General features: G+C 56.8%; 6 protein-coding genes and 5 pseudogenes. 9 read left to right on the forward strand and 2 right to left on the reverse strand.

The window, feature by feature from the left end; genetic code table 11:
• The first annotated feature begins 112 nt into the window (after window positions 1-112).
• The 4 genes and pseudogenes from tnpB (at window position 113) to LB547_RS32050 (ending at window position 2,847) form a co-directional block, all read left to right on the forward strand.
• Window positions 113-333 (forward strand): annotated as a pseudogene (gene tnpB, locus LB547_RS32790) (IS66 family insertion sequence element accessory protein TnpB).
• Window positions 334-399: 66 nt separating this feature from the next.
• A pseudogene (locus LB547_RS32040) lies at window positions 400-960 on the forward strand (IS66 family transposase zinc-finger binding domain-containing protein); the annotation flags it as partial.
• 509 nt (window positions 961-1,469) lie between these two features.
• Window positions 1,470-2,648 (forward strand): M24 family metallopeptidase, encoded by a 1,179-nt coding sequence (locus LB547_RS32045; protein ID WP_084016212.1) that lies wholly within the window; start codon window positions 1,470-1,472, stop codon window positions 2,646-2,648.
• A 13-nt stretch (window positions 2,649-2,661) separates the two neighbouring features.
• Complete coding sequence (locus tag LB547_RS32050; RefSeq protein ID WP_140700809.1) at window positions 2,662-2,847, forward strand: hypothetical protein; 186 nt, start codon at window positions 2,662-2,664, stop codon at window positions 2,845-2,847.
• A gap of 106 nt (window positions 2,848-2,953) precedes the next feature.
• Here the strand turns inward: LB547_RS32050 and LB547_RS32055 are convergent.
• Window positions 2,954-3,224, reverse strand: a pseudogene (locus tag LB547_RS32055) (DDE-type integrase/transposase/recombinase); the annotation flags it as partial.
• A 322-nt stretch (window positions 3,225-3,546) separates the two neighbouring features.
• On the opposite strand from LB547_RS32055, the gene LB547_RS32465 reads away from it, so the two are divergent.
• Window positions 3,547-3,684 (forward strand): hypothetical protein, encoded by a 138-nt coding sequence (locus LB547_RS32465; protein ID WP_245322136.1) that lies wholly within the window; start codon window positions 3,547-3,549, stop codon window positions 3,682-3,684.
• A gap of 519 nt (window positions 3,685-4,203) precedes the next feature.
• Here LB547_RS32465 and LB547_RS32065 read toward each other — a convergent pair.
• Window positions 4,204-4,418 (reverse strand): annotated as a pseudogene (locus LB547_RS32065) (biotin/lipoyl-containing protein); the annotation flags it as partial.
• Window positions 4,419-4,817: 399 nt separating this feature from the next.
• On the opposite strand from LB547_RS32065, the gene LB547_RS32070 reads away from it, so the two are divergent.
• The 4 genes and pseudogenes from LB547_RS32070 to LB547_RS32085 all read left to right on the forward strand — a co-directional run.
• A complete protein-coding gene (locus tag LB547_RS32070; protein WP_084016210.1) occupies window positions 4,818-5,525 on the forward strand; it encodes a 4'-phosphopantetheinyl transferase family protein in 708 nt (235 codons plus the stop codon).
• Between the two features lie 424 nt (window positions 5,526-5,949).
• Window positions 5,950-11,367: a type I polyketide synthase gene (locus LB547_RS32075; protein WP_084016208.1), complete on the forward strand. Its 5,418-nt coding sequence runs from the start codon at window positions 5,950-5,952 to the stop codon at window positions 11,365-11,367.
• Window positions 11,368-11,388: 21 nt separating this feature from the next.
• Window positions 11,389-11,673, forward strand: a complete 285-nt coding sequence (locus LB547_RS32080; protein WP_084016206.1) for an acyl carrier protein — start codon at window positions 11,389-11,391, stop codon at window positions 11,671-11,673.
• A gap of 323 nt (window positions 11,674-11,996) precedes the next feature.
• A pseudogene (locus tag LB547_RS32085) lies at window positions 11,997-12,190 on the forward strand (hypothetical protein); the annotation flags it as partial.

Below are 12,190 nucleotides of genomic sequence, written 5' to 3' on the forward strand. Positions count from 1 at the left end.
AGGATTCCAGATTTGGCAGACCTCGGCTGGCGCCAGGACGGCTCCGCCACAAAATCTCACCCGATGCATAAGAACGGTTAGGTGGCGCGCCACCTAACCCTAGGCCGGCGATATTTATGTCTTCCGCGGCCGCAGCGGCAATCTGATCAAGATTATCTGGCATGATGGGCTTGGCATGTCGCTGTATGCAAACGGCTCGAGAAGGGCCGGTTTCTATGGCCGTCGCCGGCGGACGGCACGGTTTCCATATCACCGGCGCAGCTCGCCTACATGCTCGACGGGATCGATTGGCGCAACCCGCGCCACACGTTCCGCCCGCAGCGCGCGGGCTGAGTTTTTCTTTGAGTTTGCGCCATTTTCCGCGAGTCAGCGGGCGCGTTTTATGATTCACTCCAGGGCATGGTTGCCACCGCCCAGGATGCTGTTCCGGACGATATCGGCGCGCTCAGAGCGGCGCTGACCGCAGCGCTGGCCAGAGCCGAAGACGAGGCCGCGCGCGCTGCGCTGGTCGAGGCCGAACTGGCGGTCGCCAGGGCTAAGGCATCGGATGATGCGGCGCTGATCGCACATCAGCATCTGACGATCCGCAAGCTGCAGCGGGCGCTGCATGGTCAGAGTTCTGAACGCTCAGCCCGCCTGCACGACCAGATGGAGCTCACCTTCGAGGAGCTCGAGAGCACCGCGACGGAAGACGAGATCGCCGCCGAACAGGCCGCGGCCAGGACCACCGAGGTGGTGCCTTATGTGCGCAAACGACCGGCGCGTCAGCCATTTCCCGAGCATCTGCCGCGCGAACGCGTGGTCGAGCCGGCGCCGACCGCTTGCCATTGCTGCGGCGGTCATCGGCTACGCAAGCTGGGTGAGGATATCACCGAGACGCTGGAGGTGGTGCCGCGGCAATGGAAGGTGATCCAGCACGTGCGGGAGAAGTTCACCTGCCGCGACTGCGAGACGATCAGCCCCGTCGCCGACCGCTTTGAGGACAGCCGTGCCGGCGAATGCGTCGCCCGCCATCTGGATGGCTATCGCGGCGTCCTGCAGGTCGACGGCAGCGACCGTATTTCCTATGGTCCGGCGAAGCGGTACGGTTTCAGCTGTGTTCATGATCGAGATAGCTCGCGATGGTGGGACCTACGTGAAGGTCTTCGATCAACGCGGTACATCCCCACTGTGGCAAGAGGTACCGGCCGATACATTGTTGCCAGATCCGAATTGTGCTGCCACAAGTCAGCCTATAGCCTGGCCGCATTCCACTGGTAATGGCGACCGGCACCCAGCCCTCCCAACACCTGGGGCGGTTCGAGCTACGACGAGGGATCGCAGGCCCGACCAATGGTCTCCGATCGTGTCAACATAACGCGGGGGGGGGTGGGCTCCGCCCTTCTCCCTCCAGATGTGCCACGCACACCGCTGGAAATGATGATGCCACCCAAGACGGTCGCTTTGATTTGAATTAGAAGGAGAAAAACGTGCTAAAAGAACTGCATTTTGAGATTGCCGAGTTTCAGTCACGTCTAACAGCGGTAAAGAAAGAAATGACGACGAGAGGGATCGAGATCCTTCTTCTGTCAGAGCCGCCTAACCAAAACTATCTTACCGGCTATAACGCTTACTCGTTCTATACTCCGCAAATGGTGATCGTGTCACTCGATCACGACGAGCCTATTTGGGTGGGCCGGTTGATGGATCGCGTTTCGGCATTAATGACTACCTATCTTGCCGATCAAAACATCAGAGCTTACCCCGAAACGCATGTTCATTCGCCCTTCCTATCGGCCTACACCTTTATGGCCGATATTGTAAGGGAAGTCGGGGGCGAGAAGGCGCGCGTTGGCGTCGAGATGGGAGGATACTATTATTCCGCCCGTGCTCACCAGGATCTTACCCGGGCTTTGCCACTTGCGGAATTCGTTGATGCTGACCTACTCGTTGGATGGCTCCGGCTGATAAAGAGCCCGACTGAAATCGCAATCATGCGTCAAGCTGGTCAGCTTGCAGATGTGGCGATGCAATGTGTGATCGATACGGTGGAAGCTGGAGTTCGTGAATGCGATATCGCGGCAGCTATTTATCACCAGCAAGTGTCGGGTACGGCTGAGTTTGGAGGTGACTACCCTGCTTGCCCTCCCGATCTTTGCATAGGCGAGCGTTCAATCGCTCCACATGCAGCTTGGACCGACGAACCGGTGCCGAATTCCTCTGTTGTTAATCTTGAACTTTCGGGGTGCCGGCACCGCTACCAAGTTCAACTCTCTCGTACAATCGTAGTCGGCAAACCCTCAACTGCATTCCAAAATCTGTCGAAGATTGCTGTAGAAGCCCTAAACGTCGGCCTCGAAAGTGTGCGTCCTGGGCGGACCTGTTCAGAAGTGTTCAGCGCATTCAGTCAAGTGCTTGCTCGCCATGGGATTGAAAAGGAGTCCCGAATTGGATATCCGACTGGCATCGCATTTCCGCCCGCATCGGGAGAACGTACGGCTAGTATCCGCAAGGGAGATGAAACAGTTCTTCAGCCAGGTATGGTTTTCCACATGATGCCTGGCCTGTGGCTAGACAACGTTGGAATCACGATCACCCAAAGTTTTGCTGTTAAGGATCGTGGGTTTGACCCTTTAACGAAGACAGCGCGCGAGCTTTTCGTCAAATAGAATGCGGATTACTGTGGGGGGCAAGCTCTTCCTGCAAACCGGCGTCGATCCCGTCCTCTTCGGCGGGATTCCAGCAGTTGCACGTGGTGCGGCAACGCAATGCGCGCTTGTCGCCGCGATCCGCTCCCATGCGGCCGCACGCGTCGCCGGCGAAGCGCCGATCGATGCGACGCTCGACGAGGCGCGGCTGGGCGATTGACGCGGCAGCTACGTCAGGATCGAGTATCTCAAATTGCGAACCGATTAGGATCGGTTTTGCAACGGTTGAGTTGGGACGCAGGGAGGATTGTTTGCGCTTCTGGTCGGGCGGCGAGAATGGCGAACTGTCCGGCCAGCGACGGATTCGGATTGAAGGCGTCCCTGGCCTGTCACTTGCTCATCATGTGAAACATTTCAATGCCGGACAGGATAATGCCGACGCTTACTGAGGATTGAAGCCGCACATCGTTCGGACACGGTGCTTTATGCGCCGATGGTCCTGATTGATCCAATTGTTCAACTATGGCTCCGGCAGATGCGGATCGGCTTCAGCAGGCACCGGGCGCGATCCTGCAAGCGATTTGTGGTGTCGCAGGCGAGACAAGTCTGTAGGCCGGATACCGCCGTAGCGTACCAAAAGGACAGTATTCTTTGACAATATTCCCCTTCACCGAAGCCACCCCGTACAGTTTCAAGCGACTCCGCCGAAGACTTCGGAAGTCGTGGTCATCGGCGGCGGCATTGTCGGCGTGACTACGGCGCTGTTCTGGCGCGCCGGAATATCTCGGTATCACTGTTGGAGATGGGAATCCCGCTCCCGAAGCCTCTGCACTCCGCCCATCGACCGCGGGATTACGGGCTTTTCCTGCAGTTCAAGACAGTGCCGCTCAAGGCGAGTTGGGCGGGCATGATCGATGCAATGCCGGATGTCGTGCCTATCGTCGATCGCGCCGCTGCGATCCTAGGTCTGGTTATCGCGACCGGGATGAGTAGCCACGGCTTCGGTATCGGACCCGGCATGGGCGGGTTGGTGGGCCGACCTGGTCCAAGGAAATGAGACAGGGCACAACCTCCACAGATTCCGCCAATCACGCTTCAGCGACGGCAGCATGATCCGTTTGGGACCTTCCCTCTAGAGGAGATGACCTTCGCCGTTTAGCAGGCTTCGACCAGATGACCGGTCAGCGCGCCGGCCTTGACGGGCACATCGGTTGGCGGAAACGAGATGAACCCTGTCGCATTCTCTGCCTCCTTTTCCGGGTCGAGCGCAGGCGCACGAGCCTAAATTGATCTGCTGCAACTTTTGATTACAGTGCTGTGGCAAGGAACCTTCGTTTTCGGAGTGTTGCAATGTTCAAAGGCTGTCAGTTCGACAAGTCCGCGGTCCTGCTCTGGTGCGCTGCTATCTCTCGCCTGCAATCTGAGCCTGCGTGATCTTGAGGAGATGGCCGAGCGCGGTATTGCCGCACTCCAGTTTGCCTACTCATCGGGAGACGAGATGGTCGTCGGCCCGACGTCGGGAAAGCTTCAGCGCCTCTAAGTGAATAGCTGAGGTGCTTCTTAGGCTGTGGACACCCTTGGCATCGATCTGATCGCCGGCCTTGACCAGCACTTCGGCGATTGTGCCGTCGCGCTCGGCATGCAATGCCGTCTCCATCTTCATCGCCTCGATGGACAAAAGCACGTCGCCGGCCTTGACCGCCTGGCCGGCGGCAACGGCGAGCGCCGAGACGACGCCCGCATCGGTGCTCCGACATGCGCCTCGTTGCCCGGCTCAGCCTTGCGCCGCGATGCGCACGGGTGGTTTCAGTCCAGGCCATCGTGATCTCCATCGAAGCTCGCAAATCCGACGGAATCACAACCGGCTGAAATCACTCAACTATTTTCGGAACGGCGCTAATGGCGGGCCGCCAATCACATCGCGTTAACATTAGTGGTGCTAGTTCGGTGCAGCAAAAGATATAGTATACGACTGATGAAAAGAAGCTCAAAGAGGTCTTATAAATCTTTAAGTTGTTTCTTAAATGTTTAACCCCAGAGACGCAATGGCAGTGTAGAAGCTTTCCCAAGTCAGTAACGACCCGCCCCATTACCGCACTGTGGACGTGTAAATGGGGGAAGCAATAACGACTTCACCCTCGCGCTGATCAGGCAAGGGCATGTGGTGGAGCGAGCCAAAGGCTGTGACGAATGCATTCGCAGAGGCAGTTTGGTACGATCGATGTTTGGGTTTTCCGGCATTCACAGCTGACAATCCCAACGCCATACATGCGTGAAGTGCTAAGCCCAACTGAGCGGGAGCGGGCCGAAAGAATCCGCCACTCAGATCTGCGGCTTTCATACATTCAAGCAAAATTTGCTTTTCGAACCATCCTTGCTGCGCACTTGCATATTCCGGAGCAAGATCTCCAGATGACCGTTTCGCGGTTCGGCAAGCCTCGATTGCCGGCGCGCGATATCGAAGTGAGCCAGTCTCACAGCCAGGATTGGTCCGCCGTCGCCGTTTCAGCCGTGGGCCTGATTGGGATAGATATTGAGCGTTGGCGCCCCTTGGCAAATTGCCGACAATTGGCCCGCCACATTATGACTGACCAAGAAGTCAGGAGGTTTGAAGACGTTACGCGCAAACAGTCTGCGAGAGAGTTCCTGGAGCTGTGGACCAGGAAAGAGGCTATACTGAAATGCGTAGGTCTTGGTCTCCAGCAGGACCCGCTAACGCTTCACACGGGCTGGGATGAGCAGGTTGTGGAATTTGGTGGCCTGCATTATTATCTCAATGCGCTCCCAATCCGCGGGCAGTTAATAGGGCATATAGCATCGCCTTGTCCCCAGCAGATCATCATGCGCACCCTGCCATCTCAATTGGTTGACCAACTTGGACAGCCGGATACCAAATAAATTACTGAACCTTCATGATCGAAGGTCGCGGACAATGGTACCTTCACAGCAAGGTCTGAGGTCAGGGACAGCCAAAAAGGCTTGTGTCCGAATTGCGCTCGGACGCTGCACGAGTACGCAATGCAGGGGCGCAATAAGGGTCGACAGCGTTACTGCAATGGCGCCGTTCGCGTAAATTTATCAAATTAGAAATTAAATCGTTGTGCAAAATGATATTTAACACTTTTTAACAGATGCCTGAACTGAAGTTTGATACATCTTAACATTCTACATTAGATAACCGTGCTACTTTGGCTGCCGTAAGCTTAGGTCGAAGTGGCAGCTTCTAGTGCTATAAAGACCGAATTGGAAGTCCTCATAAAAAAGAAATGTCCGCTAAGAAAGAGGCGTTTTCAGGCGGAATCTAGGTGGAGTGGCTTGAGAGATGGAACAACTTCCTGGTAAGTCAAAAACACTGCTTAGTGTTGTAAAGAGTTCACTTGCGCCGTCGTATCGGCTAATTTGCTTCCCCCATGGGGGGGGTAGCGTCCAGTCGTTCCGTAATTGGCCAGACTATCTCCCTGACGACATTGAGCTTATTTGCTTGGATCTTCCCGGGCGCGGCAAACGATCAGCGGAGGCCGCCATTCGCAGCATGGACGTACTGGCACCCATGGTCATCGAGGCGCTCCAGGAATACAGCGATAGCCCCTTCGTTTTCTTCGGTCATAGCGCAGGTGCCCTCGTGGCCTACGAGATTGCCCGCTCCCTTGAGGAGGCCGGTCGGCCATCTCCCTTCCATGTGGTCGTGTCTGCTCACCCGTCAGCGGATCTGCCCCCGCAAGAGCCGCCGATGTATACATACACCGATGATAAGCTAACCGATGTGATTCGTACCCTTGGTATGGTCCCCAAGAAGGCGCTGGCAAACGAGAAACTGCTATTGGACTTCATTTTGCCGCCCCTGCGGGCCGACTTCGAACTTGCGGAGACTTACGACCGAAACCTGCCAAAGCCTCTCAAGGCGGCAATCACCGCAATGGGCGGAGTTGAGGACGAAATCAATGCCAATGACCTAGACGGATGGCGTCGGCTTACGACGTCGCGCTTCGCCCGGATTATGTTTGATGGCGATCACTTTTTCACCCATGCCATGACGGAGCAGGTGGTGTCCAGCCTCCTGCGCGAGGTTAGCGAGGTGAAGGGACAACTTCCGGTTTCTATCCAACACGGCGAGGTCTTCCCTTATACTAATCTAACGCTGCATGAGCGATTCCGCAAACAAGCAGCTCTCACCCCCGACAGTCCTGCCATCGTTTCAGAGGCTACGACCATCACATATCGTGAACTCGACGACCTAACCGACATTCTATCCAGGCACCTTCTTGGACATGGTCAGAGCCGAGGTTCCAGCGTGGGTATCCTGATGGATACTTCACCTGAATACGCCGTCGCTTTGTTCGGTATTCTAAAAACAGGGGCGGCCTACGTCGTGCTTGACAAAGCATTGCCCGCCGCTGCGGTAAAGCGAATACTTGCGAAAGCATGTGTTGAAATCGTCGTCACCAGCGACCATTTCGCAGCCAAGCTTCCGCCTGACTGGTCCGGTATTGCGCTGTCGCTCGACGAGGGTTGGGAAGCACAACTTGGCAAGGCCAGCCCGGCCAATCCGCAACCGGTGAATATCGATGCGCCGGCCCAGATCTCATTTTCGTCTGGCACGACTGGTGAACCAAAAGGGATTGTCTGCCCCCACCGAAGCAGTGTATGCGCCAACCAGTGGCGCTATCATGCGCTGCCATACACGCTTGGTGAGCGTGAGGCGGTCAATCTCTTCGGGGACATAATGCGGCCGATCCTCGCCGGGATTCCAGCCTATCTGGTCCCCGATGACGTTATCTACGATCCGCATCAGCTGGTCGAGTACCTGGAGCGAAATCGAATTTCCAGAATATTGCTAACCCCATCACTGCTGGACGTGATTATCAGCAGCGGCTTCCTTGACCTCCCCTCCCGCCTTCCCGATCTCAGATTGATCTACCTATCAGGCGAGGTACTAACAGCAGCGTTGCTTGCGCGGGTCAGGGACGCGCTGCCGCACATCAGAATCATCAATTACTACGGCGCAGCGGAGGCATGTGATGTTTCGCATATTGACTTGAGCGAGGTCGATCCTGCGATAATACAAAAGGTCGCGCCGGTGGGTAGGCCTCAGTACAATGTCAGTGTCTATATCCTGGGGGAGCAACGCGATCCCGTCCCAATGGGCTTCTTGGGCGAGGTCTTCGTCGGCGGCGATGTCTTGGCTCATGGATATCTCGGCAGCCCAGAGATGACACGCGAAAGGTTCTTTCCCGACCCGTTTCGCGCAGATGGCACGATGTTCCGCACTGGCGATCTTGGTCGTATGCTGCCAAGTGGCCACTTGGAAATTATCGGGCGCTGCGCTTTCATGGTGAAGATCCGAGGTTACAGCCTCGTGCCCGGGTCTGTAGAAGCTGCCTTGCTTCGCTACGCCGGGGTCCGCTCCGCCGCCGTATTGCCTGAGCTCGATTCGACGACAGGCCAGCCGGACCGACTGGTCGCCTATGTGGTGCTGCACGATGGTTGCAGAGGCTGGGAGGCTCCTTTGCGAGCGCATTTAAAGTCCGAGTTACCGCACTATGCGATACCTGCGCATTTCGTGGCGGTACGGGAATTGCCCATTGCGGCTAACGGAAAACTTGATCGGTCGCGCCTTCGCGGGCTCGCGCAAGAGTCGTGCGCTCTGGTGACCGGTACCGACGAGGTCGAATCAGCACTTCGCGCAGCCTGGCGAGACCTTCTCCAGGCCGAAGCTGCCGATCTGGGCGACAATTTTTTCGACTGCGGCGGACACTCCCTTCTGGCTGCCCGCCTCTGCACGCAGATTCGTGAGAGTCTGAAGGTGCAACTCCGGGTAGTGGAGGTCTTCCTCAATCCGACCTTTAACGAACTCGCGGCTCTTCTCCGCAAACGCATTGGCGAGCAGGGACGTCCCCAAATCGGCAAGCTCCCCAAAACACCGCCAGTCTTGGCGCGTAGGGCGCATGTGAAGGCGCTGGACCGTCGAAGCAGCCCCAGTATGGACATTGCGGTGATTGGTATGGCCGCGCGTTTTCCTGGCGCGGAGACGGTAGACGCGCTGTGGGAGAACCTCTGCCAGGGGGTATGCTCGATCACCTCGCTCTCCAGGCAGGAGCTCAAGGCCCGAGGCATTGCGGAAGCTGTCCTGAATCGCCCGGATTATGTGCGCGTGGGCGCCCATCTCAACGATGTGGACCTTTTCGATCCGGATTTCTGGAGCCTCTCGAGGCGTGAGGCAACGTTAATGGACCCGCAGCATCGGCTGTTTCTCGAATGCTGCTGGAAGGCACTTGAGTCGGCCGGATATGCGCCAACCCAGCATGAAGGCCGGACCGGAGTGTTCGCAGGGTCTTCTTCCCCACTCTATCTACTGCACCATTTGAAGGGCAGCCTCAGCGATCCCACCAACGCGCCACTCGCTTTCCTGACGGAGCTCGGCAACGAGAAGGACTACCTTGCCGCGCGCGTGTCCTACATGCTGAACCTTAACGGCCCAAGCATTGCGGTGCAAACCTCATGCTCAACTGGGTTAGTGGCGATCGCGGTCGCCGCTCAGTCGCTCGCGGCCGGCTATTGCGACATGGCGTTGGCAGGGGGCTCGAGTATCACCTTCCCTCAAGCGGGGTATCAGTTTGTCAAGGACTTCATTAATTCTTCGGACGGTGTGTGCCGGGCCTTTGATGCCGATGCAAGTGGCACGGTGCTCGGAGATGGGGTAGGGGTTGTCGTTCTCAAGCGCCTTGAAGACGCGCTTGAGGCGAACGACTCGATCCACGCGGTGGTAAAAGGATGTGCCATTAACAACGACGGCCGCGCCAAATCATCCTTCTCGGCGCCTAGCGCACGAGGCCAGGCCGAAGTTGTGCGCCAAGCACTTGCCTCCGCGGCACTTGGCCCTGAAGATGTGGAATATATCGAAACTCATGGGACCGGCACCAAGGTCGGCGACCCAATCGAGGTCCGCGCACTGGCAGATGTCTTCGCGGGGCAGGCGAACGCCTGTGCGCTCGGGTCAATTAAACCGAATATCGGCCATGCCAACATCGCCTCAGGGGTCGCGAGCTTTATCAAGACAGCTCTCACGCTTCAGCACGGAGTAATCCCAGCGACAATCAAAATCAATCGGCTGAATGAAGATCTGGGACTGGAAGACACGCCTTTCTTCATCAATGAGCAGCTTAGACCTTGGCCCCGTCCGCCGGGACGTTCACGAACTGCCGGAGTTACTGGACTCGGTATGGGAGGAACCAACTGCCATATCGTGCTGCAGGAATGGGACAGCGACAATGCAAGGGCTTGGCCCGGATCGATTGCACGGGGATCTCACGCCCTTTGCCTATCTGCAAAGACCCCGTCAGCGCTAAGCCGGGCCTGCCTGAATCTAGCTGCGTTCTTGCGGCGCAACCGCGACATCGATCTTGGTGACGTCGCTCATACACTACGCGTGGCGAGATGCCACTTCGCGCATCGAACCGTTGTGGTGGCGCGCAACTTGGGCACGGCCATCGCGAGGTTGGAAGAAGAAGGGGATCGTACAGCTGATCGGACCTTTTCCTCGCCGTCTATTGGCTTCATGCTGCCGGGCTGCGGAGTGCAGCACCCGCGGATGTTCAAGGATCTGTTCGATCACGTGCCGGACTTCCGCAATGCTTTCCTGACTTGTGCGGCCGCTTGTCGCCGGCTCCTGGATCGTGACCTGGAGACGGTCATGTTTGGGGAAGACGACAAATACCGGACGGCTTCCTTCGAAGAAATCAGTGTCATGATTTTCTCCGTGCAATTCGCCATGGCGCGTTCGCTAGAACTGTTCGGAGTTCAGCCCGCTTATCTCGTCGGACACAGCATGAGCGAATACGTTGTGGCTACCCTAGCGGGCATTCTAAAAGTGGAAGATGCTGTTGAGCTGACGATCGCTCGGAGCCGTGCGGTGGCAAATATTGGTATCGATGGTGCTATGCTTGCGGCCGGATGCGGCCCGAGCGAGGCTGAGCGTATCCTCACGGAGGACGCTTGGCGTGATCGAGCAGAAGCTGGCGAGATCGGCGTCGGTATCGTGAACTCAAATACCGACGTCGTGTTCACCGGCAAGCGGGAACTTCTGGAAAGGCTTCAGGAAAGTCTCGAACATCGACAGATCACCAACAACCTCCTTATTACAGCTGGCGTCCCCAGCCATTCGCCGCTGATGAAAGGAGCGACTGACGCCATCGACGCGCGGGTCCGTACACTCGAAAAGGGCCTGCCGAATGTGGCCATTGCTCTCAACTCAGGAGCTCTGCATGAAGCGAAAATACCCTTGCAGGACACCTACTTGAGCAGGCAAGCGATCGAGCCTCTCCGATTTGATCGTGCTCTCAAGCCCGTTGTCGCGGCTGGTGTAGCTGCACTCGTTGACATCGGGCCCTCACGAAATCTGGCGCGTCTGGCACAGGGAGCAATCAACTCAGAGGACCGGAAGACCCGAATTCCATCGATCGTCCCAGCCGCGCGCGACGAGAACGATGAACAATCCACTGACCGCCATGTCCTTCTGGAATGCCTTGGGGCACTCTGGGCCGCGGGTGTTGCGGTGGATTGGAAACGGGCCAGTGATCAATTGGAACCGTTCGGTACTCGCCGTCGCATTTCCCTTCCAACGTACTCATTCGACGGTCACCGATGCTGGCCGGACGATCAGCTTGCGAGGCGGACGGTTCCGCGGCAGTCCGGGGAGCGAGAACAGCAAAGGGGAGAAGAGTTCACGACGCCAGACGAGTAGTAATAAGAGGAGAAAAGGGTTATGGCAGAAAAAGTAGTCGAACCAGGAAAACTAAACATGTTTAGCAACGATGATCCGAGGAAAATTTTTCTTGATGAAGTTAAAAATATTATCGGAGATAACGAAATATGCTTGGACGATAACTTTTTTGATGTTGGGGGAGACAGCCTTATCGCCGCAGAGCTCCAAGCTAATTTGGATAAAAGCAACAATTGGAGGTCGCCGCAATTGGATGAGATAATTGAGGCGGCGACGTTCGGCGACCTGTACGAGCGAATATGCATCCGTAACCATCCGTCGAAATAAGGACACCTCGAACTTGCTAGACTGAATGTCCCAGGAGAACATTTGGTCTAGAGCGGAGACGCAGCTGAACACACAGCTCTGTTTCTGGCTTCGGCGAGACTGGGAGCGGACCATCTTCCGTCCGCATGCGCCAGACTCGACGCACACTTCCCAAAGGGAATGCCAAAATCGGACTCTTCTGTCAGGCTGTAACCACTGGATCTGCGAAATTGCTACCGCACATGGACATTTGGCACCCAGGTGGTCGGCGGCGACAGTCGATATTTGATGAATGCGCATACACCATGCACATCAAATGTATCTGCACGACCCTGGAGGCCAGAATGACGTCGCAAATCGAGAGCTGCCTTGGAATTCTGGGTTTGGAACCTGCCTTGCCACCCAGCGTGGCGCCGCCGGCGCCGCCGTCCGGCTCGCTGTTTAGTTCAGCTACTTTCGAGTTTCCCGTCATATCAGAAACCGTCGAAGGAGCTTGGGCGGATGTTGTCATGCTGGGCGAACCTGCGCTCCAGCCGGC

Origin of the sequence: Mesorhizobium sp. B264B1B, from assembly GCF_020165765.1 — a bacterium.
GTDB lineage: Bacteria > Pseudomonadota > Alphaproteobacteria > Rhizobiales > Rhizobiaceae > Mesorhizobium.